Source organism: Hymenobacter siberiensis (assembly GCF_018967865.2).
Classification (GTDB): domain Bacteria; phylum Bacteroidota; class Bacteroidia; order Cytophagales; family Hymenobacteraceae; genus Hymenobacter; species Hymenobacter siberiensis.
On sequence record NZ_JAHLZY020000001.1, the window covers coordinates 2,914,875 to 2,941,085 of the forward strand.

The following is a 26,211-nucleotide window of genomic DNA, read 5'->3' on the forward strand; positions in this document are numbered from 1 at the left end:
ATTACCAGCATCGCCTATTCCACTAAAAAGGCCCGCGTCGATGGACGCGGGCCTTTCTGATTTCGACTCCGATTGGGGCGCTTACTTCACGTTGAACAGCAAGCCCACGTACACCAGCCGGCCAATTTGCGGGCCGCCGATAATCTGGATGTTCGCGTCATCGAACAGGTTCGAGCCGCCGAGCTGCAGCGTGGTGGCGAGTTTGGGCAGCGTGTAGCCCAGGTAGGCATCGGCGGTGCGGTAAGTGTGCACCTGGCCGGCGGCGAAGGGCATTTCCTGGTAGTGGCCTTCAATCCAGCGGTAGTTCACCGAGTAGGTCAGGTTTTTCAGCACGGTACCGTTGGCTCCCACGTTGAACTTGTGTTTCGGCGTGTTGAAGAACGTGCGGAAACCATTGGGCAGGTTGCTGCGGTCCAGCACATTCAGCGAGTAGTTGCCGGTCAGGTTCAGGCCACGGTTCAGGTAGTAGGTCAGGGCGAAGGTGGCCCCCTGCGTCCGTACCTCCTGGGCGAAGTTGTAGGAAGCGAAAATGATACGGGCCGACGAGGCCTTGGAATCGGTGAAACCCGACTGCAGGCCGGCATTCACCTGCTGCTCGGTGGGGCGGGTGCCGTCCACGTTGCCCACGAATGCCGTGCCGCCGATAAAGTCGTTGTAGCGGCTGTTGAAATAGCTGGCATCAACGTACACATTCGGCAGAATTGCGCCCTTGTAGCCCACTTCCACCGTGTTCACGCGCTCCAGGCGCAGCTTGTCGAACGATACCTGGAAGCCGGCCAGCGGCGTCACGCCCGGCGTGTACGACTGCCCCTGGGCATTGGCGAAGCCGTAGCCCTGAAAGCCATTGCCCACGTTGCCCAACAGAATGAACGAGCGTTGGTCCGACAACAGGTACTGGTCGGTTTGCGAGGGGCTGCGGAAGGCCTGCCCGTAGCTGGCCCGGAAGTTATGCTGCTTGCGCTCGCCCACCGAGTACACGGCGGCCACGCGGGGCGAAAACGAAGGGTCGAAATTCTTGAACGCATCGACCCGGCCCGCGAAGGCCAGCTTCAAGCGGTCGTCGAGCAGCGTTTGGGTGAGCTGGGCGTAGCCACCAAACTCGTGGTTCAGAATGCGCTCCCCGTTCGTATCGGCAAAGAGCAAGCCATCCGACCCCAGCCGGTACTGGCGGTAGGCCCCGCCCACAATCAGACCGGTATTGTGGCCGAGCACGAAGTTGTGCTGGGCGCTGGCATCATTCAGGTACGAGTTGAAATTTTGCTGGGCACCGTAGCCGGGGCGTTTATCATTCACCACCTGGTCGCGCAGCACCGTGTAGCGCGGGTCGGTGCTCTTGAGCTGGGTGGCATCGGCGGCCGTTTTGGCAATGGCCAGGGCTTCGACCGGGCTTTTGCCCAGGGCAGTGCGGGCCTGCGTGTACACCTGGTTGTAGGTGCCAAAATACTGCTGCGCGTAGTTCAGCGAGCTGCCTTCGGCGGTGGGCAGCGTCAGCATCCGGGCGCTAAGCTGGGTCAGCTCGTAGCTGCTGCCGGTGAAATCCTGGGTCGAGTACAGACGAATAAAGCCCTTCGAGCTCTTCAGCTCGGCCCAGTACTGGTTCGTACCCAAGCCCTTCACGCGAAATCGGCTCAGGTTTTGGTAAGTGGCAGTGCCTTCGCCGCGCTTGGCCTCCACGGTCAGCTTCAGGTTGCTGTTGAAGAGGTACGACACCGCGTCCTGCACCCGGTACGACTTCGTTTTCTGGTCGCCCGCAATCAGCTCCTGCTCCGTGAAGCCGGGCATGTACACAGTTTTGCCGTACAGCTCCGGATTCACGATGTAGCCGACCGCCGGCTGGTTCTGGTAGGGCGTGTAGAGATTGCTGAGTTCACCGTAGCGGTTCACGGCATCATAGCCCAGGGGCGAATTCGCGGGGTTAAGCGACGTATTATTGGCCTCGTAGTTGTTGGTAATCCAGTCGTTGGCCTGAAACACGCTACCGTTTATTTTGAAGGCCAGCTTTTCGCTCAGCTTCTTGGCGTAGCGTACCTGCCCATCCAGTAGGTTGCGCTGGCCGCCCCGCAGGCGCAGGCTCAGGCCCTCGTATACAAACGGGTCTTTCGAATTGAAGAGCACCACGCCGCTCAGCGCGTTCGAACTGTACAGAGCCGACGCCGGACCGTGCACAATCTCAATGCTTTCCATGTCCAGCTCCGGGATGCCCACCAGGTTGCCGGGGCTCAGGTTGAGCGATGGCAGGGCCGTATCCATGTAATCCACCAGCTGAATCACGCGCTCCGATTTGGCCGTGTTGAAGCCGCGCGTGCTGATGCTGGTAAACAGCATCGAGGCCGAGCTCACATCGATACCCGCCAGGTTGCCCAGGCCCGAGAGCACCTCCGGCGTGCTGATGCGCTCTACCTGCTTGGCCGAAACCTTGTCGATGGTTACCGGGGCCCGCATGATATTTTCCTCGACCCGCGAGGCCGAAACCACCGTTTCGCTCAGCATGGTAGCACTCGGCACCATGGCCACATTTATCTGGTCTTCGGGCTTTTGCAGCAATATCGTCTGCGTTTCGTAGCCCACGTAGGCTACCACCAGTTCCACCGGCACGTTGGCAAACGAGCGGGTCAGGTCGAAATGCCCATCCTGATTGGTGCTCGTGCCAATGTACGTTCCTTTGATAAACACGGTAGCGCCGGGCAGCGGCTCGCCGGCGTTCGTAGTTATCGCCCCGCCAATGTGGCCTTCCACCGGCTCAGGCATCCGGCGTACTTTGGCAGCTTTGGTATTGGTATTGGGGTGATGTGGTAGTGGCCCGGGAGTGGGCCGAGCCAGCGCAGTAGCAGGTGCCAAGGCGGTCACCAATAATGCAGCGTATATCTTACTGATTCTGTTTATCAATACTGTTTATTAGAAAAAATAAATTATGCCTGCCCCGCAGCATGCCCTTTCTATTTTCGCCAAAGTATAGTTATTAGCAGTTAAACAGCATCCAAACGATGACTAACCTTTTTCGATATCCATAGCATATTTGAATACTTACAAGCAAAAACACTTACAATCGCCTTTAAAAACAACTATTCAACCGCCCGAAGCTGTAAAATTTTGCAAATTCGTCATTTGGGCATTTATAACTAATCCCATGATATAGAATTCAAATAGCTAGCAAATCATATTAAAACGCTAAACATCAGCAAGTGCATCACTTGCTATAATGCAATTTGTATCCGCGATTTATCACCCTCAACTACTTACTCGCAATCTCGTCATGGCAAGCTAAGCTACTGGTCATAAACCCGATAGCTCATCGTCAGACGCAACGTCGTTCCTTTTTCCAGGCGCGGGCTGAGCGAGGTTGGGGCCTGGCCGAGCCCGATGTAGTCGAGGGTAGCGGGCCATTGGTCATCTTTGGCATACACCTCCAGCCGCCGCGTTGCCGCATAGGCAGCAGTGGCCCGCAGCGCCCAATGGGTACTCAAATACGCTTCGGCAAACAGCCCGTAATGCCCCTGCTGGTACTGGAAGTACTGGTCGTTGTTCACCAGCCGGTAGGCCGTGTTGATGCCAATCAGGTTGAAGCCCACATTGACGCGGGACGTGGCGGCATAGCTGGCCGTGAAGGAGGTGGGCAAGTCGCCAAAAAGCCGCCAGCGCTGCCCCAGCCGCCAGTCGAGACCCAGCAGCAGCACGTACTGCGGCCCAAAGAACTACTGCCGGTAGCCCACCCACCGTGAGGCGATAGGCCCGGCGGGCATTGGCGCGGTAGGCGGCGCGCACCACGCCGCCCCAGGTCACGTCGGCCCCGCGCACCTCGCGCAGGTCGGAGTTGAGGGCGGGCAGCGCCAGGGCCGTGAGCTCGGTGCGGGGCGAAAGGCGCGGCCGGCAACCCAGCACCGGCGTGATGCCGTACACGTTATACACCTCAAAACCAGTATTTTTGCCACTAAAACGCAATGTTTCGAGATTGAGGCCGGCCAATACCGCGTGCGACGTATCGGCCGCCACGGCCATGGGCACAATGAGGCTGACCCGGAAAACATCGCCCCGGAACGTGTCTCCATTGCCGCTGGCCAGCTTCAGGGGCAGTACCTCATAGCTCAGGCCAATGCTCTCGGCGTAGCCCTGCGCCCGGCCGAGGACCGGAATAAGCAGGCAGGCACTGAGCAGCAGGACCAGCAGCCGCCGGACAGTAGTAGTAGTAGTGCAGACACGGAGTAATCTGGGTAGAATTCAGCGACAAATAAAAGCGCAATTATCCAATAGCCAGCGCTCTACTTTTGCAGCCTGGCTTTTTGCCAGCCCAACCGACTATTCACGCTTTCCAGCATGGCGCATCTGCTACTCATTCATTGCCCCGACAAGCCGGGCCTGTTTATAACGTCACAGGCGTGCCGTTCAAGCACGGCCTCAACATTATCCGCAACGGCGAATTTGTGGAGCGCGACGGCAACCACTTTTCATGTGTACCGAGGTAGCCGGCGCGTTCGACCCGGAGGCACTCCAGGTCGATTTGCGCGCGGCGCTCCCGTCTTCGGCCGTAATCCGCCTCACCACCAACCAGCCCAAAAACATTGTGCTAGCTGAATGTCCGCGTGCTGTCCGTTATCAGCAACTACGAGGTGCTCGGCGACCTCACCCGCAAGTTCAATATCCCTTTCCACTACCTGCCCCACGCCGACCGCTCCCGCGAAGCGCACGAGGCCGAAGCACTGGCCGTACTGGCCCAATACCAGCCCGATTTTGTGTTGCTGGCCAAGTATATGCGCATCCTGACTTCCAATTTTATGCCGCACTACTCCAACCGGCTTATCAACATTCACCACTCCTTTCTGCCGGCCTTTGTGGGGGCCAGCCCCTACGCGCAGGCCTACGCCCGGGGCGTGAAAATTATCGGGGCCACCGCCCATTTCGTCAACGAGCAGCTCGACCAAAGCCCCATCATCGCCCAGAACGTCATTCCCATCGACCACACCCAGAGTGCCCACGAAATGGCCCAGGCCGGCCGCGACGTGGAGAAAATCGTGCTGGCCCGCTCCCTCAGAATGGTATTCGACGAGCAGGTATTTGTGCACGGCAACAAAACCGTGATTTTCGACTGAAACCGGTAGCCGGCCCACAGCGCAGGTACTACACCAAACCGGGCTGCCCACTTTCGTGAGCAGCCCGGTTTCTTTATTCCGAATGCCTGACGCAGCGTTATTCGCCCCGGCTACGGCCACCGCCGCCATGGTTACCGCCGCCATTGCCACCACCCCGGTTACCGCCGCCGTAGCTGCCGCCCCGACGGCCACCATCGTAATGGTAGCTGCCCCGGCCCGACCGGTAGTAAGGCTGGCGATACACCGGCCGCACCACCACCGGACGGGGAGCGTAGTACGGGCGGCCATAGCCGTAGTAGGCCGGGCCGGAAGGATAATAATCGTAGCCGGTACCAACCGAAGCCACGCAGCCACCCAACATGAGCAAACTTATACTGAGTGCGAAAATGATGGATTTAGCTTTCATGGTATAGATACGTGCCGAAGCACGGCGATTGACGGTTAAACGATAAAAACGTATATGCAAAATGCAGGCCATGCTGACAGCCGTCGAGCCTGCTTATTAATAACGCAAACAGCCGTCAATTAGTTAATTGACGGCTGCTAACATGCTGTATAATTGCTTACTCAGCTTCCGCTGGCAATACCGTTTCGCCCGAATACAGGCGGGCTTTGCCGGGCAGCGTTTTGTGGCGCTCCTTGCCCAGGGCGGCGCTGGGCTCGGGCACCCAGTGGTGGCGGCCGCCGGCCTTTTCGTCCTCAAACACGGTGGGCGCGGTGCCGGCGGCGGTGCGCTCCTTCCAGGTGAGGTGCTGGGTGCCATCGTCGGTGCGCTCCATGGTAATGCACTGCTCAACGGGGCACACCAGCGAGCACAGGTTGCAGCCCACGCAGTTTTCCTCGATGATTTCGGGTACGCGGGTACCCGCATTGAGCTTAATAGCCTGATGGGCACCGTCTTCGCAGGCCGTGTAGCACAGCTGGCAGCCAATGCACTTATCCTCGTTGATGTTGGCCGTCACCTTGTACTTCATGTTCAGGTCTTCCCAGTGCAGCACGTTAGGCAGGGCCTTGCCCACCATATCGTAAATGGTATTGAAGCCCTTCTCCACCATGTACTGCTCCAGCCCCGAGGTCATTTCCCGAATGATGCCGAAGCCGTAGTGCATGGCCGCCGTGCATACCTGCACGCTGCTGGCGCCCAGCAGGATATGCTCTACCGCATCGCGCCAGGTTTCGATGCCGCCAATGCCCGAAATGGGCAGCTTGATATCGGGGTGCTGGGCGCAGTTTTTCACCATGTTCAGGGCAATGGGCTTCACGGCCGGGCCGCAGTAGCCGCCGTTGCTGCCCTTGCCGTCCACAATCGGGTACGGAGCAAACTGGTCAAGGTCAACGCCCACAATGCTCTGAATGGTGTTGATGAGCGAAATGGCATCGGCCCCGCCGCGCCGGGCGGCCATGGCCGGCTCGGTGATGTCGGAGATATTTGGGGTGAGCTTCACGATGACGGGCTTAGTGGCCACTTCCATCACCCACTCCACAATCATCTGCAGAATCTTGGGCTCCTGCCCTACTGCCGAGCCCATGCCGCGCTCGCACATGCCGTGCGGGCAGCCAAAGTTCAGCTCGAAGCCGTCGGCGCCCGCGTCCTGGCTCTGGCGCACGATGTCGTGCCACTCCTGCCGCGTCTGCACCATGAGCGAGGCGATGACGGCGTGGTTGGGGAAGCGCTTTTTCACTTCCTCAATCTCGCGCAGGTTGTGCGAAAGCGGCCGGTCCGAAATCAGCTCGATGTTATTGAAGCCGATGAGGCGCTTGTCGCGGTAGTTCAGCCCGCCGTAGCGGCTCGAAACGTTCACGACGGGCACACCCAGCGTTTTCCAAACCGCACCGCCCCAGCCGGCATCAAACGCCTTCATGATTTGGTAGCCGGAATTGGTAGGCGGGGCCGAAGCCAGCCAGAAAGGATTCGGCGATTTAATGCCGGCGAAGTTTATGGAGAGGTCAGGCATGGATTGAATAGGCTAATAGAACGTCATGCCGAGCGCAGCCGAGGCCTCTCGCGTGCTTCGTTGCAAGGACTTGATTACTGCTGCACGCGAGAGGCCTCGGCTGCGCTCGGCATGACGCCCTTTTATGTTCGAAGAAAAATTACTTGCTCAGGTAAGCGTGAATACCCCGCGCCGTGAGCTTCGCCTCGGCCGCCGCGTTCACTACTTCGGCGCCGCCATTCCAGGCATCGCCGGAGGCGAAATACTTCGGGTTCGACGTCTGGCCGGTGTGGGCATTGGCGATGATGCGGCCCTTACCATCCAGTTTCAGGCCGGGAATCAGGCCCAAGAACTCCGTCTGCTTAGCCTGACCGGTGGCTTTAATCACCATGTCGCAGGGTTCCACAAACTCAGAGCCGGCAATTTCCAACACCTTGCCATCACTGGTTTCGGTGCGAATAAATTTCACGCCCGCCACGTAGCCGTTGCCCGTAATTTCGATTGGAGCCACGTTGAACAAACCTTTCACCCCCACGCCTTTGGCCAGGTCGTACTCGAACTCGTAAGCCCCCATTTCCTCCTTGGCACGGCGGTAGGCCAGCAGCACCGTTTCTGCACCCAAACGCGACGATTCCGAAGCGGCATCCATGGCAGTGTTGCCGCCACCCAACACAATCACCTTGCGGCCCACCGCAACTTCGTGATGGTGCTGGCGCAATTCAGCGATAAATTCAACGGCACCCGTACAATTGATTTTATCCTCACCGGGCAAACCTAATTCGTTGGTTTTACCAAGGCCAATTCCGAGAAAAACAGCATCGTATTTCTGCTCCAGCTTCTCCAGCTCATCACGCGATTTTATCGGCGAATTAAAGTGGGTATTGTAGCCGAATTGCGCCTGCAAATAAGCCATTTCAGCCAGCGTTTCTTCGTTGGTAATTTTATAGGGTGCGACACCGTATACCGTCAGGCCCGAAGGCTGCGCTTTGGCTTCAAAAACATCGACCGTGTAGCCTAGTGAACGCAATTCGCAAGCGGCAGATATACCAGCCGGGCCAGCTCCAATCACGGCCACTTTCTTCCCATTATCCGCGCCGGGACCGAACAGCTTTTCGCCGCTCTTAATCACCTTGGTAGTAGCGTAGCTCTGGAGGCGGCCAATCTCAATCGGCTTCACTTCCTGCAGGTTGTATACGCAGGCACCTTCGCACAGCACTTCCGTCGGGCACACTTTGCCGCAGGCATTACCGAAGTAGTTAGCCTCGTAAATGGTGCGCGCTGCGCCGGTATCATTACCCGAATTTATCTGGCGAATAAACTGTGGAATATCAATTCCCGACGGGCACGCTTTAATGCACGGCGCATCGAAGCAAAACAGGCAGCGGGAGCTTTCGTAAAGCGCCTCAGTACGGTTCATCACCGGCTTTAACTGCGCGAAATTTTCCGCGAATTCCTGCTCGGTGGTAGGGGTAAAAAATTCGGCCATATGGGCGGATAAATTCGAATATGAAGAAAATGGAACGTCATGCTGAGCGCAGTCGAAGCATCCCTACCGCTTCGTCCGGCTCCCCTCTCCTTTTCGGAGAGGGGCCGGGGGTGAGGCGAACTGTTGAACGATGCGAGCGAGGTGCTTCAACTGCGCTCAGCATGACGTTCTGGTATGCGGACGTAGCCTACAGCTCCACCAGTTTCTCGTAGGTTTCGGGGCGACGGTCGCGAAAAAACTGCCAGGTATTGCGCACTTCCTCAATCATATCGAGGTCGAATTCGGCGATGAGCAATTCGTCCTTGTACTCGTCGGCCTGCGCGATAATCTGGCCGCGCGGGTCCACGAAATAGCTGGTGCCGTAGAAGCGGCCCAGGTTCCAGGGCTTCTCCTCACCAACGCGGTTGATGCAGCCCATGAAATAGCCGTTGGCGGCCGCGTGGGCGGGTTGCTCCAGCTTCCAGAGGTACTGCGAGAGGCCTGCCACGGTGGCCGAGGGGTTGTACACGATTTCGGCCCCGTTCAGGCCCAGGATGCGGGCACCGTCAGGGAAGTGCCGGTCATAGCAGATATACACGCCCACTTTAGCGTATTTGGTCTGGAAAACGGGGTAGCCCAGATTGCCGGGCTTGAAGAAGAATTTCTCCCAGAAGCCGGTGGTGTGGGGAATGTGGTTTTTGCGGTATTTGCCTAGGTAGGTGCCATCGGCATCAATCACGGCGGCGGTGTTGTAGAGAAAACCGGCCTGCTCGCGCTCATACACGGGCACAATCATCACCATGTTGTATTTCTTGGCGTACTCAGCCATGCGGTCCGTCGTCGGGCCGGGCACCGATTCGGCCGAGGCGTACCAGGCTTTATCCTGGCCGGGGCAGAAATACGGGGTATTGAAAATTTCCTGTAAGCAGAGAATCTGCACGCCCTGGCGGCCGGCTTCCTCAATGAGCGGAATGTGCTTGGCTTCCATGGCCTGCATGATTTCGGCAATCGTGCCTTCGCCTTCGGTCATCGGCAGGCTCATCTGGATGAGGCCGGATTTGATTATTCTGGGCATCTGTGGGAGGGTTGAGTTTTGAGTTTTGACTGTTGAATTAGCCCGTCATTCCGAGCATTCTGCGCATTAAGCAGAGTCCGAGGAATCTCGCGTGCTTACACTAATCCATGACGTTGCTACGATTTGATTACTACCACACGCGAGACTCCTCGGACTCTGCTTAATGCGCAGAATGCTCGGAATGACGGGCTGATTATTTCGTTCTAAATATTTGTTTTGCCACGCTTGATGAACTGCCCGTAGCCTTTCGAAACTTTCGTTTCGCCAGCATCAACGGCTACTTTGCCGCGCAGCAAAACCGTGTCTATTTTACCGGTCAGCTCCCAGCCTTCGTAGCCGGAATAGTCGCAATTCATGTGGTGCGTTTCAGCCGAGATTTTATGCTTTTTATCAGAGTCAAAAATCACCAAATCTGCATCGGCTCCGATACTGATGGTGCCTTTGCGGGGAAACATGCCGAATATTTTGGCAGCGTTGGTGGAGGTAATTTCCACGAATTTCTGCGGCGTAATCCGACCCTTATTCACGCCTTCGGAAAACAGCAATTCCATGCGGTGCTCAATGGCGGGGTGGCCGTTTGGTATTTTTGAAAAGTCGTCCTTACCCATCAGCTTCTGCTCCCACGTAAAAGGGCAGTGGTCGGTGCCCACCACGTTCACGAGGCCCTGGTTGATGCCGGCCCAGAGGGTGGCCTGGTCCTTTTTCTCGCGTAGCGGCGGCGACATCACCCACTTCGCCCCATTGGCCTCGTCCTCATACAGCGAGGCGTCGAGCAGCAGATATTGGATGCAGGTTTCGACCAGCACGCGCTGGTTGCGCTCGGTGGCGCGGCGTACCTGGTTGAGGGCACCCTCGCAGGTGAGGTGCACGATATAGGCGTTCACGCCCGTGTAGTTGGCGATGTCGGCGAAGCGGCCCGATGCTTCGGCCTCCGTCACTTCGGGCTGCGAGAGGTAGTGGTAGAGCGGGGTGAGCTTGCCGGCCGCCCGGTGCTGGGCGATGAGCGTGTCAATCATGTCGCCGTTAGTGGCGTGGGCGGTCACGAGGCCGCCGTGCTTTTTCACTTCCTGCATCAGGCCCACCATCTGCGCGTCGTCAATCATGAGCGCGCCCTTGTAGGCCATGAAGGTCTTGAAAGAGGTGATGCCCTCGGCAATCATGTCCTTGATTTCCTCCTTGGTATCGGGGTTGAAATCCGTCACGGCCATGTGGAAGCTGTAGTCGCCCACGGCGTTCCCGGTGGCGCGGCCGCTCCACTCCTCGAAGGCCGAGCGCAGCGAGCTGCCCTGCTTTTGCAGAATGAAGTCGATGACGGTGGTGGTGCCGCCGTGCAGGGCGGCGCGGGTGCCGGTTTCGTAGGTATCGGACGAAAACGTGCCCATGAAGGGCATTTCCAGGTGCACGTGCGGGTCGATGCCGCCGGGCATGATGAGCTTGCCGGTGCAGTCAATCACCTCCGCCCCTTCAGCCGACAAATTGCGGCCAATGGAAACGATGATTTCGCCTTCAATCAGAATATCGCAGACGGCGTCCGAATCGGCGGTGACGACGCGGCCGTTTTTGAGGAGAATGGACATTGACTTTTGAATGTATTACTGGCGCGAGTTTAGCGAAGCGTAACTCGCGCCGATGATTCGGGCGAGGCTGTGCCTCGCATCAGAACGACGCTACCGGCGCGGTTCTGGATTATCAGTGTCGCGGCATCGGAACGACGCTACCGGCGCGGTTCCGAATTGCCGCTGGCGCGACAGTGGAGGCACAGCCTCCACCTCATGGCTGGGCACGAGTTACGCTTCGCTAAACTCGCGCCAGTGCTAATGCACGTACTTATCAGCGATGCTGAGGGCTTCCGAAATAATAGCCAACCCTTCGTCAATTTCCTCCTTGGTAATGGTGAGCGGGGGGCAGATAAAGATGTAGCTCCAGCGCACGAAGGTGTACATGCCCAGCTCGCGGATTTTGGCAGCTATCTGGTTCATGATGTCCATTTGGGCGGGCGTGGCGTTCCAGGGGGCCATGGGCTCCTTGGTGTCGCGGTTTTTCACCAGCTCGAGGCAGCCGAAGAGGCCGGTGTTGCGCCAGTCGCCGATGCTGGGGTGATGGCGCTTGAGCTGGGCTACTTGCTGGTCCATGTATTCACCCATCTCAATGGTGTTTTCGATGAGGTTATCCGACTCATAAATATCGAGCACGGCCACGGCGGCAGCGCAGGAAACCGGGTGCGCCGAATACGTGAGGCCCAGCGGCAGGGGCTTGTCGTCGAAAGATTTGGCGATTTTCTCGTCCACCATCACCGCGCCCAGGGGCAGGTAGCCGGCGGTGATGCCCTTGGCCATGCACATCACATCGACTTTCACCCCGTGGTGGTCCGAGCCGAACCACTTGCCGGTGCGCCCGAAGCCCGACATCACTTCATCAGCAATGAGCAGGATGCCGTGCTGGTCGCAGATTTCGCGGATGCGCGTCCAGTAGCCGGGCGGGTACTTAATGCAGCCCGACGTGCCCGACTCGCCTTCCAGAATGACGGCCGCCACGCTGCCCGGGTTCTCGTAGCCGATGATGCGCTCCATGGCATCGGCGGCGCGCTGGGCGCACTGCTCAGGCGAGTCGGAGTACCAGGGGCAGCGGTAGGAATACGGGTTTTCGACGTGCACTACGCCCGGCATGGCCTGGCTATCCACGGCAAATTTGCGCGGGTCGCCGCCGGCGCTCATGGCCCCGTAGCTGGCCCCGTGAAACGACTGATACAGCGTCACAATCTTGTGGCGGCCGGTGTACACCCGCGCCAGCTTGATGGCGTTTTCAATGGCCTCGGCCCCGCCCAGCGTGAAAAACGCTTTGGTGAGGTTGGGCGCGGTAATTTCGGCCAATTTCTTGCCCAAATCGCCGCGCGTTTTGGTAATCATGCCGGGATACACGTAGCTCAGCTCGCGCATCTGGGCGGCTACGGCTTCGGTCACGCGCTGGTCGCCGTGGCCGATGTTCACGTTCATGAGCTGGGCCGAGAAATCGATGTAGCGCTTGCCGTCGCGGTCGTACACGTACACGCCTTCGGCACGCTCGGCGTTGATGGGGTTCAGGCCCGTTTGCTTCGACCACGAGAAGAGCGTGTGGTCGAGGTTGTCGTGCAGGATTTGCGTGGGGTCGGGGGCGAGGATGGTTTCCATTTTCGTTGGTTCTATTTGAACGTCATGCCGAGCGCAGCCGAGGCATCTCGCGTGCTGTCGTTGTGGGCAATATCAGCCGCTCCAGGTTTGTAAATCTATCGGTTCCCAATTGGGATTAAGCGTATTGATTAGAAATTCCTTTTTGGCGCGGCTCCAGTTTTTGATTTGCTTTTCACGCGCAATTGCTTGGGTTGCATCAAGACTTATTTCAAACTAGATGAGCAAATTACACTGGTAGCGTCCCGTGAATTTGCCCCACTCCCCTAAGCCCTCACCATGCTCGTAAAGGCGGCGCTCCAGGTTGTTGGTAACGCCGGTATAGAGCACCGTCCGGGCCGGGTTGATGAGGATGTAAACGTAGAAGCTCATCTCATCAGGACGTCATGCCGAGCGCAGCCGAGGCATCTCGCTCGAAATCGTTGAACGATTGGTTTACTGCTGCACGCGAGATGCCTCGGCTGCGCTCGGCATGACGTTGTTTTTTAGCTCATCCAGTTCACCCGCGACTCCGGGTTCCACTTCGTCGTGGTCTTCTTGAGCTGCGTCCAAAACTCAATCGAGCTCTTCCCGGTGATATCGCAAGCGCCAAATTTCGAGTCGCCCCAGCCCCCAAACGAAAACGGCTCCCTCGGCACGGGCACGCCGATGTTCACGCCAATCATGCCGGCCTGGGCGTGGTCCATTACGTAGCGGGCGCTGCTGCCGCTGCTGGTGAAAACGGCGGCGGCGTTGCCGTAGGGGTTGGCGTTTTCGATAGCCAGGGCCTCGTCCAACGTGTTGGTGCGCATGATGGCGAGCACCGGGCCGAATACTTCTTCTTGGGCGATGCGCATGTCGGGCGTCACATAGTCGATGACGGTGGCACCCACGTAGTAGCCGTCTTCGTGGCCGGGTACTACGGCGTTGCGGCCGTCGAGCAGGACTTTGGCGCCGGCGGCTTCGGCTTCGGCGATGTGCTGTTCGATGCGCTCCTTGGCTTCCTTGCTGATGACGGAGCCGAGGTTCTGGCCGGCCACAATCTTGCGGGCTTCTTCTACGATTTTGGCCACGATGCCATCAACCGCCCCCACGCCTACCATGGTGGAGCCGGCCATGCAGCGCTGGCCCGCGCAACCCGACATGCTGGCGGCCACGTTCGAGGCCGTCATCTCGGGGTGGGCGTCGGACAACACCATCAGGTGGTTTTTGGCGCCGCCTAGGGCTACGCAGCGCTTCAGGTTGCTGGTGGCGCGGATGTAGACGACTTTGGCGATTTTGGTGGAGCCTACGAAGCTCACGGCCTGGATATCGGGGTGGTCGCAGATGGCTTCCACGATTTCCCGGTCGCCGTTCACTACGTTCAGCACGCCGTCGGGCAGGCCGGCTTCTTTCAGCAGCTCGGCGATTTTTACGGCGCTCAGGGGCACTTGCTCCGAGGGCTTCAGAATCATGGTATTGCCGAGGACCAGGGCGTTCGGAATGGTCCAGTGGGGGACCATGTTGGGGAAATTGAACGGGGCGATGCTGGCCACCACGCCCAGCGGCTTGCGCTCGGCGCGGGCTTCCACGCCCTTGCTCACTTCCAAGAATTCGCCCTGGATGAGCTGGGGCATGGAGCAGGCAAACTCAGTCAGTTCGATGGCTTTCTCGACTTCGGCGCGGGCCTCATCATAGGTCTTGCCGTTTTCCTCACGCACGAGGTCGGCCAGGGCTTTCATATCGCGCTCCAGCAGAGTTTTATAGCGATAAAAAATCTGAACCCGCTCCTTAATCGGGGTGGCCGACCACGAAGGAAAGGCGGCCTTGGCGGCCTGCACGGCGGCATCGAGCGCGGCGGCATTGCTGAGTGGCAACGTGGAAATCAACTGCCCGTTGAGGGGGCTGAATACGTCCATGGTGGGCGTAGAGGCACTTTCTACCGACTGGCCCGCCACATAGTTGCGAATGGCCGGATACTTCAATGTTTGAACTTCCATGTTACCTTAATGTTAAGCGGGGTGCAAGCTAAGGGTTTTGTGGGATATGGAGTAATTCCGCAATCGTTTCCGAAGAAATTATTTTCAAAGTAGCTCACATTCAGCCACCTATTTAACCCGGAAAATCCGCCTAAAGTAACCAGGCGCAGGAAGACCACCAATGGTAGCCTGCCTGCGCCTGAATATTTTAGCTGCTTCGGGAGTGATTATTTCACTTTATTTCCTCACCGTCCTTGTTGATAGTGAAGCTGCGGCCGGCTTGTTTCACGCGGGCCTGGCCGTTGGCAAAGTCAGTGGCCTGCTGATAGCGGCCGAAGGGTTTGGTGCCCTGGCCGGGGTCGGCGAGATAATCGGCGGTGATAAAGGTGTAACCATCAGGCAGCTTCACGCGGGCCAGGCCTTCGGCAAATGAGTACGCTTCTTTTAAGGCGATGGGCGGCGTATCGGGCTCGGTGGGGCCGCTGATGTAGTGCCAGCCCCGGTGGTCGAGCACGGCGGCGCGGCCTTCGGCGAAGTCGAGGGCGTTAAAATAATAATGGTCGAATTCCTGGCCGTCTTCGTCGATGAAAGTGTAGGCATCGCCCACCCGGGCGCGGGCGTAGCCGCCGACGTAGGGATTGAGGGCGTCGTAGGCGGCGGGAATTATCTCCTTGCCTTTTTCATCCACGAAGCCATACGCGCCGTCTTTCGCCACTACGGCCTGCCCTTTCTCAAATGGGCTGGCAGCCGTGAACTGGGCCGGAATTACCGGCTGGCCGCTGGCGTCGGCGTAGCCCCAGCGGCCGTTTTCCTGGAAGGGCACGGGCGGCGCGCTGCCCGCATGGCTCAGGCCCCAGATGCCCAGGCCGAGCACGGCCACACCGGCCGCTGCCAACATGGCGCGGGGCTGGCTTTGCCCCCACTCCCACGCCTGCCGCAGCCGGGGCCGCAGTACTTCGGCGGCGGCATGCGCCTGGGTGCGCAGGTGCGCAAGGCGATTGGCAAGGGAAACGGCTGGCTGCCCCTCGGCCAATGATGGCCGCACAGCAGTCGCAGTTGGCAGAGCTGCCACGGGGGCCGCACCAACCGAAACCGGAGCTGCTGAAATGCCCGACGGAGCCGCGGCAATCGCCGGGGCAACCGGGGCATTCCGGCTCTCTACAACGTTCTCAGCGGCGGGCAGCGCAGCGGTAACGGGGACCGCGGCAGCAGGCGCAGCAGCTGCAGAGGCGCTGGCAATCGGACTGGCGTTCAACTGGCCGATTAGCTGACTGAGCTGCTGAATCTTGACATCCAGCTCCTGGTTGCGGGCGGCCAGCTCGTCGCGGGATGCCTGCATTTCGGCTTCGAGGGCGGCTTTTTCACGGGTTTCGGCCCCGAGGCGTGACACAAGGGCCGTGGCCTTGGCCGCTACGGGAGGGGCCTGGGCCAGCTCGGTGCGAAGCTGGGCAATGCTGCGCTCGCGCTCGGCTTCGCGGGCTTCCAGGGCCTGAAGCTGGGTGCTGAGGTCGGCCTGCATTTGCTGGCGCAGCTGTTCGAGCTGCTGTTTTTCCTCGTTGCGGGCGCTCAGGGTGGCGGTATAGCCGTAGGGTAGGTCATCGTCGGGCACGTCATTGGCCCCGAGCCAGCCCCAGAGGGCGCGCGCCTTCTGGCCCAGAAAGGTGCTGCCGCTGGTGGCCATCTGGGCCAGGTCTTGTGCCTGGGTGGCGCTGGCCGGCTCGCTGGCCATGCCTGCACTTTCGGGGGCGGCGGGCTTGGCCACGAAGGCGGCCCATTCGGCGGCCCACTCGGTTATATCAGCGGCCGTTAGGTTGATTTCAGGCGTACCTAAGTCGCGTAAAAGAACGGATACGTCGGCCGGGCTAGTGGCGATGCGGAACCCGGCCGGGGCTTCAGAGAGAGCGGCTTCTACGTCGGGGCCGAATTCAACCAGCGCATCAAAGAGCACGAGGCCGGAAACGCCATTCAAATCGGCCTGCCCGGGGGTGAAACGCGGCTGGAGCCAACCGGCCAGCGCCGCTTTCTGCTCCCGAAACTGCTCGAAAGGATTGTCGAAATCATCGGGACCGGAGAGGGCCACGCCATTGAGCTGCCAGCGGCCGTAGCCTAGCGCGGGAATGCTGAGCCGGCCGCCACGGGGCGCAAATACCAGCACGGTGATGCTGTGCGGGCGCACCACCACGGCATCGAGCGGGGCGGTGCCGTCGGCTAGCACCAGGTTGCCCAGCAGCAGGGTATCGGGGCCGGGGCTGGCTAGCAGCGTGGCTTGCAGGGCTGCAAACTGCCCGGCGCGGACCACATCAATAAAAGGAGAAGCGAGAAAACAATGAACCATGAAATACTGAAATGGGCGGCTGGCCGCTAGTCGTCGCCGTGGCCGTGGCCTTTGCCATGGTGCTTTTTGTGCTTCTTAAACTTTATTTTTCCGGAGCCTTCCTCGTTATCCGAGCCAAATAGCTGGTCTAATAGCGAAGGAGCCGCTTCGGGCACCGCACGGGTGCTGCCAGCGGAGGCCGGAGCCGAGGCGGAGCCCAAAGACAGCGCGCCGTTGGCGGCGGTGCGCATGACTACGGGGCGGCCGCGCAGGTCGCAGCCCTGGCCCTCGCGCAGCTCGGTGCGCTGGCCGGTGGGGCTCACCACGAAGCCGTCTTTGGTGACGGTAGCGCCGGTGGGCAGGTGGGCGTCGCGGGTCATGGGGCGGGGCTGGCCGTTGCGCACCACCTGCATCTGGCCGTTGCGGCGCTGGAAGCCGTCGTTGTTGGGCGTTTGCTGGGCGTGCGCCGGCCCGTGTAGTGCCAGCAGGCTGGTAGTGGCCCAGCAAAGCCGGAAGATGCGCGAAAACATAAGCGAAGTACCCTGAATGGACGAAGCCGCACGGCCCGGAGGCCGGCGGCAGGCCGTATACGTCAAATACGAAGCCAGGCTGCTTCGGGCACCAATATTCTGCACGGGGCTACTGCCCTGGCGAAGCTAGCCGCACTGGTTTCGGGCTGTTACTGAGGGCGCAACAGCACGCGGGCGGGCGCGCCGTCGCTGTCCACAATTTTCAGCGGCAGGCACAGCATCTCGTAATCGCCAGGCGCGATGTGCTGCAAAGCCAACCCCTCAATCACGCAAATTCCGGCATCGAGCAGGGCGTGGTGGGCATCGGCTTTGCCTACGGACAGGTAGTCGACCCCCACGCAAACCACGCCCGCATCGCGCAGAAAAGCGGCCGCATCGCCGTCCAGCGCTACAAAATCGGGCTGAAAAGGCATGGCGTTCCACTCCGAATCCGACATGCGGGTGCGGAACAGCAGGCGGGCTCCGGGCTCAATTTCCAAGTGCTGCACTTCGGCCAGGCTGATGCTTTTAGGGTTGGTGATGGCTACGACGCGGGCCGGGCCCATCAGGCGGGCCAGGTCCAGCGTGGTGCTGTCGCCGGCGTGGGCGGTGAAGTGCAGCGGCGCATCGACGTGGGTGCCAGTGTGGGCGCTCATCGACACTTCGGTGACGTTGGCCGCCGCGCCGGTGGCAATGCTGAGCGTTTTTTTGACGTGGACAGGGGCGTTATCGGGCCAGTGCACCATGCCGTCGTGGATGGGCGTAGTGGCGTCGAGCCAGGGGAAAGGGATAGGCATAATTGGATGTGGAATTGTGTGAAAGTGAAGGAACAAGACCGTCATGCTTCGCTGCGCTCTGCATGACGGTCTTTCTGTTTCGGCTCCCCCCTTCTTCGACTACACCCCGCTTCTCGGCTGCAACAGCTTCGCAATCAGCCCAGTCCAGCCCGTTTGGTGGCTGGCTCCGAGGCCGTGGCCGTTCTCGCCGTTAAAGTATTCGTGAAACCAGAGGTAGTCGCGGAAATTCGGGTCGTTTTGCAGCTGCTTGTCGTCGCCGAAGCAGGTGCGGCGGCCGGTTTCGGGGTCGCGCAGGAAGAGCTGGGTGAGGCGCTGGGTGAGGGCGTCGGCTACTTCGAGCAGGGTAACGGTCTGGCCGGAATTGGTGGGGTATTCCACCTTGAAATCATCGCCGTAGTAGTGGTGGAAGCGTTGCAGCGACTCGATGAGCAGGAAGTTCATGGGCATCCACACGGGGCCGCGCCAGTTGCTGTTGCCCCCAAAGAGGCTGGTCTGCGACTCGGCCGGCTCGTAGTCGACGGTGAACCGGGTTTCGGTGCCCCGGAAGATATACGGGTGGTCCAGGTGGTAGCGCGACAGGCTGCGGATGCCGTAGGGCGAGAGGAATTCGGCCTCATCCAACATTCTGGCTAATAACCGCTTCACGCGGTGGCCGCGCAACAGCGAAAGCAGGTGGCGGGCTCCCTTACCGGGCTCCTGCCAGCGCGACACCAGCGAAGCCAGCACGGGCCGGTTATCGAGAAACCAGTTCATGCGGGCCAGAAACTCCGGTGCGCCGGCCAGCAAATCCTCGTCAATCACCTCCACGGCAAAAAGCGGAATCAGGCCCACCAGGCTGCGCACTTTCAGTAGCTCATGGCCGCGGTCGGGCGTGTTCAAGGCATCGTAGTAAAACTCGTCTTCGTCGTCCCAGAGGTCCATATGCTCGTTGGCCACGTTGGTCATGGCCTCGGCGATGTACAGGAAATGCTCGAAGAACTTGCTGGCCAAGTCCTGGTACACCGGGTTGGTCTGGCTGAGCTGCAGGGCGATGCGCATCATATTGAGCGCGTACATGGCCACCCAGGCGGTGCCGTCGGCCTGCTCCAGGAAGCCGCCGAAGGGCAGCGGGGCCGAGCGGTCGAACACCCCAATATTATCCAGCCCCAGAAAGCCGCCCTCGAAAATATTGCGTCCGTCGCGGTCCTTGCGGTTCACCCACCAGGTAAAATTGATGAGCAGGCGGTGGAAGATGGTTTCCAGAAACTTCACGTCGCCGTGGCCGCCGTGGGCTTTCTGGTCCATTTTGAACACGCGCCAGGTGGCGTAGGCGTGCACGGGCGGGTTCACGTCACTCAGCTTCCACTCGTAGGCGGGCAGCTGGCCGTTGGGGTGCATGTACCAGTCGCGGCACAGCAGCAGCAGCTGGTCCTTGGCAAATTGCGCATCGAGCTGGGCCAGCGGCAGGCAGTGAAAGGCCAGGTCCCAGGCCGCGTACCAGGGGTATTCCCAGGTATCGGGCATCGAGATGACGTGCTGGTTGTTGAGGTGCGTCCAGCCGGTGCCGTTGCGGCCGTCGAGGCGCTCCGGCGGCGGGGGCGGCAGGGCGGGGTCGCCGGCCAGCCAGCGGGCCACGTCGTAATAATAGAACTGCTTGCTCCAGAGCATGCCGGCGAAGGCCTGGCGCTGCACCAGGCGGGCATCGGCGCTGGCCAGGTCGCATTGCAGGGCCTGGTAAAACTGGTCGGCTTCGGCCAGGCGCAGCTTCAGGGTCTGGTCGAAATCGGCGAAGGGATTTTGCAGCTCCGGGGCGGCCAGGCGCAGGCGCACCAGGCGGGTAGCGCCCGGTGCTATGGCCAGCTCGTAGTGGGCGGCGGCTTTGGTGCCGGTGCGGGCGGGGTTCACGGCGTTGGTCTGGCCGTGGAGCAGGTAATCATTGATGCCATCCTTGAAAAAAAGCTCGTTGGAAGGCGCGTTGTAGAGGCGGCCGTTGTTGGTGGCATTTTCGCAGAAAAGCAGGCTGGGCGCTTCGTCGCAGTAAAGGATGAATGCGCCCAAATCGCGGTGCTCGGCGTGGATGTTGTTGTCGGGCGTGGCGGCCAGGTGGGGCCGGTAAGCGTCTTCACCCCAGGCCCATGTATTGCGAAACCAGAGCTGCGGCAGCAGGTGCAGCTTCGCCTCGGCCGGGCCGCGGTTGATGATGGTGAGCTGAATGAGCACGTCCTCGGCATCGGCCTTGGCGAATTCCACGAACACGTCGAAGTAGCAATTTTCGAGGAAAATGGCGGTGTCCATCAGCTCGAATTCCGGCTTACTGCGGTCGCGGCGGGCGTTTTCCTGCACCAGCCACTCGTAGGGGAAAGCGTGCTGCGGGTACTTATACAGCATGCGCTGGTAGGAGTGCGTGGGCGTGGCATCGAGGTAGTAATAGACCTCTTTCACGTCTTCGCCGTGGTTGCCCTCCGGCCCGCTCAGCCCAAACAGGCGCTCTTTCAGTATCGCATCCTGCCCGTTCCAGAGGCCCAGGCCGAAGCAGAGGCGCTGCTCGTCGTCGCAGAAACCCGCCAGGGCCTCTTCGCCCCAGCGGTAGGCACGGCTGCGGGCCTGGTCGTGGGTGGTGAAGTCCCAGGCGTCGCCGTTGGCGCTGTAGTCTTCGCGCACGGTGCCCCACTGCCGGTCGGCCACGTAGGGGCCAAACCTGCGCCAGGGCTTGGTGCCGGCGTTGGCTTCGGCGAGGCGGGTTTGTTCGGGGTTCATGTTTGAAGGGTTGAGTTTTGAATGTTGATGGTTGAATTGAGGTTTGAACGGTGCCTGAAGGCTCATTCAACCCTCAAAACTTCCTCAACCGCCCTCCGTGAACCCCGGGTACAGGGTCATGCCGCCGTCCATAAAAATGGTTTGGCCGGTGATGTAGTCGGCTTCGTCCGAAGCCAGCCAGGCGGCGAGGTTGCCCACGTCGTCGGGGTCGCCCACGCGGTTGTAGGGAATGAGGGTGAGCAGGGCTTTTTCCTCCTCGGGGGTATCGCGGGCCGTGAGGTTGATGGGCGTGGCAATGGCGCCCGGCCCGATGCTGTTAGCCCGGATTTTATGCGGGGCCAGCTCCTGGGCCACGCTTTTCATGAGCTGCATAATGCCGCCCTTGCTGGCCGCGTAGTTCACGTGCCCGGCCCACGGAATGACTTCGTGCACCGAGCTCATGCAGATGATTTTGCCGGCCGCTTTCGAAATTTCGGGCTGCACGCCGCGCCGGATAAACTCGCGGGCGGCCTCGCGCAAGCACAGGAACTGGCCGGTCAGGTTCACGTCAATCACCTTCTGCCACTGGGCCAGGGTCATGTCGATGAAAGCCGAATCCTGCTGAATACCGGAATTGGCCACCACAATATGAATGGTGCCGAAGTGCTCGATGGCCTGCTTGAACATGGCCTGCACCTCGGCTTCCTGGCTCACGTCAGCCTTGATGGCCAGGGCCGTACCGCCGGCTGCCTCGATGGCGGCCACGGTAGAATTGGCCCCTTCCTGGTTGTGGGCATAGTTCACCACTACCTTGGCACCGTGGGCGGCCAGGCCCTTGGCCACGGCCACGCCAATGCCGGAGCTGGCCCCCGTGACGAGGGCAATTTGATTGGCGAGACGCCGGGGGTCGGGAGTGGCCATGCGGAAAAAGGGGTTGGTGGGGAGAGGATTGAAAAGGCAATGCTACTGGCGCAACCTGTGCTTTCTATGAGGATAGCCGGGCTGCCGAAGAGTTCACCATTGGCATACGCGCCCCATCCGGCGGGGTTTATTCTGCATAAGAACAGCCCGGCCGCCGCAAAGGCAACCGGGCTGTGGTGTGGCACTACTTGGCAACCGGGCTATTTCTTTACCTCGGTGCCGTCGGCGTTGAAAAGCACGTCGCGGTGCTTGCCGTTCTGGGTCACTTCTGCTTCGTAGGTAGTGGTGCCGGTAGCGGCAGTCACGACTTTGGCGGCTTCCGTGATTTTGGCGGTTTTGTAGTTCATCGCCAGGGATTTTTGCACCGGGGCGGGCAATTGGGCCTCGGGCATTTCCGTCTCGGTTTCCATGAGCACGCCGGCGGCGGTGATGACGGCCGACATCTCGGCTTTGCCCATGTCGAAACCGGCTTCGTAGTCGGCTCCCTCCTTCTCCCACTTCACGGCTTTCACGGTGGGGAAGACTTTTTTGAACGTGGCGGTGGCGGCGGCCGGCACCTGCGCGGCAGCCACTTTCTGGGCCTGGGCGGCACCGGCGGTAAGCACGGCCATGGCAAGAGTTAAAAATCCATTTTTCAATGGTTTGCAGAAGGGTTTTGGTGAATAAGCTTCTATCCAAACTTACACAGCCATTCTGGGACTATTCTGTAGCCACCAAACTGATTTCAGCATTTTGCGGCAGGGCTTCGGCGCCCGGTTTCAGCACCACGCGCAGGGTATGGCAGGTGCCTTCCTCCGCCACCGAATACGTAACCCCAAAGCCGTAGTAGCCGCATATTTGCTGCACAATGCTCAGGCCCAGGCCCGGCGACTCAGAAGCAGCGTTGTGCTTGCGGAAACGCTCGAAGAACCGGGCCGGGTCGCCCTCCACGGTCGGGCCGGAGTTGGTCACTTTCAACTCAGTGTTCGACAGGTAAACGGCCAGCTGGCCGCCGCGCACGTTGTGCTTCACGGCATTCTGCAACAGGTTTTGCAGCAGGGAATCGGCCAGGCCGGGGTGCATCTGCACCACCACGGGCACGCTGCTATCGAGGCCGTAGTGCAGCTTGCGGGCTTCAAAAAGGGGTTCGAGCTGGGCCATTTTCTCGGCCAGCAGCTGGTCGAGGCGCACGGGCTGAGCCTGGGCAAACTGCCGGTTTTCGATTTTACTGAGAAGGCTCAGGGCCTGGTGCAGGCGCGAGAGGCGCAGCGTAGCCCCGTAAAGGTCGGCCACGAGCGGCGCCACGGCGGGGTCTTCGGCCAGGGCGGGCACTTGCAGCAGCTGCTCCAGCTGGGCCTGCATGATGGCCAGGGGCGTCTGGGTTTCGTGGGCGGCATTGGCCGTGAACTCCCGCAGGCTCTCATAATCAGCCACCAGGCGCTGACTAAAGCCGTTCAACGCCTGGTTGAGCTCAGCAAATTCAGCCACCGGGGGCGCGGGCAGCGCCAGGGGCCGGTGCTGCTGCAAGTCGTACTGGCGCAGGGCCGCCAGCGTATGCCGGAAGGGCGCCCAGAGCCGGGCCGACAGCCACCGGTTCAGCGCCACCATTCCGCCAAGCAGCAGGGCCAGCACGCTCAGCATCAGGGCTGATACGACGCCCAGCAAGTCTTCGGCCTCCACCAGCGACTTGCGCAACGATACCCACACCGGCCCCTCGCCGCGCACCGTGAGCGGAAACGTGAGCTGCCGGTGCGGCACCAGCACATTCTCGGTCCGGTCGAGCAGTATCGTATCGCGGAAGCCCAGTGGGCGGGGCATGCGGCTGATGTCGAGCAGCACGGCCAGCTGGTCCACGGGCGGCAGCTCGTTGGCGCGGGCTTTGGCCAGCAGCTCCTGGCGGCGGTCGGCCAGCTGCTCGCCCACCTCCGTGCGCAGCGCCCAGTTGATGCCGTAGTACAGGCCCAGGCTGCCCCCCACAAACACAAGCAGAGCCAGTAACAAGTAGTAGCGCGTAGTGGCGTTGAGGAGATTCATGCGGAGAAGCGAGGGAACGGGGGTAGAACGGGCCACTCTCCTCCTTACCAAGGAGGGAATATTTTCATCGTCGGCTACTCGTGGCTCAGCTTGTAGCCCACGCCGTACATGGTGCGGATATAATTGTCGGCCCCTTTTTCCTGGAGCTTTTTGCGCAGGTTTTTGAGGTGGGTGTAGATGAAGTCGAACGAGTCGGCCGCGTCCACGGCATCGCCGCAGAGGTGCTCGGCAATGGCTTCCTTAGTGAGCACCCGGCCGGGGTTGGCGAGCAGGTACAGCAGCAAGTCGTACTCCTTGCGGGTGAGGGTGATGAGCTCGCCGCGCACGTGCACTTCGGCCAGCTCGGGCAGCACCAGCAGGTCGCGGAACACGATTTGCTGCTGGCCGTTGAACTGGCGGCGACGGATAATAGCCCGCACCCGAGCATTGAGCTCGGAAAGGTGAAATGGCTTGATGAGGTAGTCGTCGGCCCCGAGGTCGAGGCCCGCGATTTTGTCGTCGAGCGCATCGCGGGCCGTGATGATGAGCACGCCGGTCGGCGAGCCCCCGGCTTTGAGGGCGCGGAGCAGGTCGAGCCCGGAGCCATCGGGCAGGGTCAGGTCGAGCAGGATGCAATCATACTGATAGAGCATGATTCTTTCGTGGGCCTGGGCGTAGTCGGCCGCGGCTTCGGCCAGGTAGCCCGCCTGCTTCAGCGAGGCCAGCAGGGCCGTGCGCAGGGCCGCTTCGTCTTCAACAAGGAGAATTTTCATGAGCTGGGGGCCAAAGGAATGACGGCCTGGCCGCGAAGGAAGGGCCAAAGTTTGTATATCTTCTGTGAGGTTGTCCGTATGAGGGGCTTTAGCCCGGCAAGTGGCCGATTTTCTTCAGAATTGCCCCGCAGCTTTGTGGCGCTTATCATCCTCCCCCGTCTGTTGTTTGCTCGTTTTTCCTGCCTGATGTGGTGCCTGGCCCTGAGTGGCCTGCCAACGCTGTTTGCCGGCGCGGCCCGTGCCCAGACCGGCCCGGCCGTGCTCGCCCCCCCGCCGGCCGTGCCCGCCGTGCCCGCCAGCCCCCGCCGCCTCGATGAGTTCCTGCTGGTGGCCCGCCAAAGCAGCCCGCTGTTGCACGAAACCGCCAACCAGGTGCGCCAGAACCGCCTCGACAGCCTCGTGCGGGCCCGCCAGAACGGCGTGCAGGTAGGCGGCATTGGCTCGGCGCTCTACTATCCTTCGATTACCAACAGCCAGGGCGAAAGCGTGCTGGGCTACGACAACGCCATTTCCAACGGCGGCAACTACGCGGCCTTCGCCCAAGCCGTCAAGCCCATCCTCAACCGCTTCCAGCTCCAGAACGACTACCAACTGATTGCCAACCAGGGCCAGTTGCTGCGCAATACCGGCCGCCTCTCGGCCCTGGATTTGCGCCGCAACATCACCGACCAGTTCCTGACGGCCTACGCCGCCGAAACCCAGCTCCGCTTCAGTCGCACGCTGCTCACCCAGCTGCGCCGGCAGGATGAGATGCTGCGCCAGCTGGTGAACGGCGGCATTTTCAAGCAGACGCAGTACCTGAGCTTCTACCTTTCGGTGCGCACCCAGGAGGTGACCGTGGAGCAGAACCTGCTGGCTTACCGCCGCGAGCTGGGCACCCTGCGCGCCCTGACCGGCGTGGCCGACACGGCTTTTGTCACCATTGAAGCGCCGAACCCACCCACCCACCGCCCGCTGGCCGGCCTGCTGGCCCCTGCCCAGCGCCAATACACGCTCGATAGCCTGCGCCTGCTGCTCGACCGCCGCGCCGTGGATGCCAACTACCGCCCCAAAGTGAGTGCCGTGGTCGATGCGGGCCTGCAATCTTCGTCGTACCTGCCGGTGGCGCTGGCCCATAGCCTGGGCATCGGGGGTGGCCTGCAGCTGAGTGTGCCCATTTTCGATGGCCACCAGCGCCAGCTGCAATACCAGCGCATCGAGCTGAGCGAGCGCAGCCGCAGCGGCTATCGCCAGTTCATCACGGTGCAACGGCGGCAGCAGTACGAGCAGCTCGAAGGCCTGATTCGGGCGTCGGACGCGCTGCTGGGCCGCATTCGGGAGCAGCTGCGGGTGGCCGATGCGCTGGTGGGGGCCGCCCGCCAGCAGCTGGCCACGGGCGACGTGGCCATCCTGGACTACCTCAACCTAGTGACCAGCTACCGAACCTTACAGTTTAGCCTGACGCAGGCCCAGACCGACCAATTAAGGAGCCGGTTCGCGCTCGATTACCTGGCCGAGCAGTAGTAGCGTGGACTCTGCGAGTCCACGCTAC

Annotated in this window: 20 protein-coding genes; 2 read left to right on the forward strand and 18 right to left on the reverse strand. The window is 60.7% G+C overall.

What is annotated here, in order from left to right:
• Positions 1 to 81: 81 nt before the first annotated feature.
• Positions 82 to 2,838 (reverse strand): TonB-dependent receptor, encoded by a 2,757-nt coding sequence (locus KQ659_RS13005; protein ID WP_216688436.1) that lies wholly within the window; start codon positions 2,836 to 2,838, stop codon positions 82 to 84.
• A gap of 428 nt (positions 2,839 to 3,266) precedes the next feature.
• The gene (locus KQ659_RS13010) at positions 3,267 to 3,674 is read right to left on the reverse strand and encodes a hypothetical protein (RefSeq protein WP_216680667.1); all 408 of its coding nucleotides are present in this window, start codon (positions 3,672 to 3,674) and stop codon (positions 3,267 to 3,269) included.
• Between the two features lie 903 nt (positions 3,675 to 4,577).
• On the opposite strand from KQ659_RS13010, the gene KQ659_RS13015 reads away from it, so the two are divergent.
• A complete protein-coding gene (locus tag KQ659_RS13015; RefSeq protein ID WP_226929968.1) occupies positions 4,578 to 5,084 on the forward strand; it encodes a formyltetrahydrofolate deformylase in 507 nt (168 codons plus the stop codon).
• 97 nt (positions 5,085 to 5,181) lie between these two features.
• On the opposite strand, the gene KQ659_RS13020 is transcribed toward KQ659_RS13015, so the two are convergent.
• The 16 genes from KQ659_RS13020 to KQ659_RS13095 all read right to left on the reverse strand — a co-directional run bounded on the left by KQ659_RS13020 (position 5,182) and on the right by KQ659_RS13095 (position 24,680).
• A complete protein-coding gene (locus KQ659_RS13020) occupies positions 5,182 to 5,490 on the reverse strand; it encodes a hypothetical protein (RefSeq protein WP_216680666.1) in 309 nt (102 codons plus the stop codon).
• Positions 5,491 to 5,647: 157 nt separating this feature from the next.
• A complete protein-coding gene (gene preA / locus KQ659_RS13025; RefSeq protein ID WP_216680665.1) occupies positions 5,648 to 7,039 on the reverse strand; it encodes an NAD-dependent dihydropyrimidine dehydrogenase subunit PreA in 1,392 nt (463 codons plus the stop codon).
• A 139-nt stretch (positions 7,040 to 7,178) separates the two neighbouring features.
• Positions 7,179 to 8,504, reverse strand: coding sequence for an FAD-dependent oxidoreductase (locus tag KQ659_RS13030; protein ID WP_216680664.1), 1,326 nt, complete (start codon positions 8,502 to 8,504; stop codon positions 7,179 to 7,181).
• A gap of 187 nt (positions 8,505 to 8,691) precedes the next feature.
• Positions 8,692 to 9,558, reverse strand: a complete 867-nt coding sequence (locus KQ659_RS13035; protein ID WP_226915522.1) for a nitrilase-related carbon-nitrogen hydrolase — start codon at positions 9,556 to 9,558, stop codon at positions 8,692 to 8,694.
• 203 nt (positions 9,559 to 9,761) lie between these two features.
• Positions 9,762 to 11,135, reverse strand: a complete 1,374-nt coding sequence (gene hydA / locus KQ659_RS13040) for a dihydropyrimidinase (protein ID WP_216680663.1) — start codon at positions 11,133 to 11,135, stop codon at positions 9,762 to 9,764.
• A gap of 237 nt (positions 11,136 to 11,372) precedes the next feature.
• The gene (locus tag KQ659_RS13045) at positions 11,373 to 12,725 is read right to left on the reverse strand and encodes an aminotransferase class III-fold pyridoxal phosphate-dependent enzyme (RefSeq protein ID WP_216688435.1); all 1,353 of its coding nucleotides are present in this window, start codon (positions 12,723 to 12,725) and stop codon (positions 11,373 to 11,375) included.
• Between the two features lie 213 nt (positions 12,726 to 12,938).
• Positions 12,939 to 13,094: a GIY-YIG nuclease family protein gene (locus tag KQ659_RS21840; protein ID WP_317196094.1), complete on the reverse strand. Its 156-nt coding sequence runs from the start codon at positions 13,092 to 13,094 to the stop codon at positions 12,939 to 12,941.
• A 113-nt stretch (positions 13,095 to 13,207) separates the two neighbouring features.
• Positions 13,208 to 14,680, reverse strand: coding sequence for a CoA-acylating methylmalonate-semialdehyde dehydrogenase (locus KQ659_RS13055; RefSeq protein WP_226929970.1), 1,473 nt, complete (start codon positions 14,678 to 14,680; stop codon positions 13,208 to 13,210).
• A gap of 211 nt (positions 14,681 to 14,891) precedes the next feature.
• Positions 14,892 to 16,994 carry a WG repeat-containing protein gene (locus KQ659_RS13060; RefSeq protein WP_216688434.1) on the reverse strand — a complete coding sequence of 701 codons (2,103 nt, stop codon included), beginning with the start codon at positions 16,992 to 16,994 and terminating at the stop codon, positions 14,892 to 14,894.
• Between the two features lie 26 nt (positions 16,995 to 17,020).
• Positions 17,021 to 17,503: a DUF6799 domain-containing protein gene (locus tag KQ659_RS13065; RefSeq protein ID WP_216680660.1), complete on the reverse strand. Its 483-nt coding sequence runs from the start codon at positions 17,501 to 17,503 to the stop codon at positions 17,021 to 17,023.
• 149 nt (positions 17,504 to 17,652) lie between these two features.
• On the reverse strand, positions 17,653 to 18,279 hold the full coding sequence (locus KQ659_RS13070; protein WP_216680659.1) for a cyclase family protein: 627 nt from the start codon (positions 18,277 to 18,279) through the stop codon (positions 17,653 to 17,655).
• Between the two features lie 99 nt (positions 18,280 to 18,378).
• Complete coding sequence (locus tag KQ659_RS13075) at positions 18,379 to 21,015, reverse strand: MGH1-like glycoside hydrolase domain-containing protein (RefSeq protein WP_216680658.1); 2,637 nt, start codon at positions 21,013 to 21,015, stop codon at positions 18,379 to 18,381.
• 84 nt (positions 21,016 to 21,099) lie between these two features.
• A complete protein-coding gene (locus tag KQ659_RS13080; protein WP_216680657.1) occupies positions 21,100 to 21,915 on the reverse strand; it encodes an SDR family oxidoreductase in 816 nt (271 codons plus the stop codon).
• A gap of 200 nt (positions 21,916 to 22,115) precedes the next feature.
• Complete coding sequence (locus tag KQ659_RS13085; protein WP_216680656.1) at positions 22,116 to 22,526, reverse strand: PepSY-like domain-containing protein; 411 nt, start codon at positions 22,524 to 22,526, stop codon at positions 22,116 to 22,118.
• An 88-nt stretch (positions 22,527 to 22,614) separates the two neighbouring features.
• Positions 22,615 to 23,928 (reverse strand): sensor histidine kinase, encoded by a 1,314-nt coding sequence (locus KQ659_RS13090; protein WP_216686422.1) that lies wholly within the window; start codon positions 23,926 to 23,928, stop codon positions 22,615 to 22,617.
• Between the two features lie 74 nt (positions 23,929 to 24,002).
• Positions 24,003 to 24,680, reverse strand: coding sequence for a response regulator transcription factor (locus KQ659_RS13095; RefSeq protein WP_216680654.1), 678 nt, complete (start codon positions 24,678 to 24,680; stop codon positions 24,003 to 24,005).
• Between the two features lie 162 nt (positions 24,681 to 24,842).
• Here KQ659_RS13095 and KQ659_RS13100 point away from each other — a divergent pair, with 162 nt between their 5' ends.
• Complete coding sequence (locus KQ659_RS13100; protein ID WP_216688433.1) at positions 24,843 to 26,183, forward strand: TolC family protein; 1,341 nt, start codon at positions 24,843 to 24,845, stop codon at positions 26,181 to 26,183.
• Positions 26,184 to 26,211: the final 28 nt, after the last annotated feature.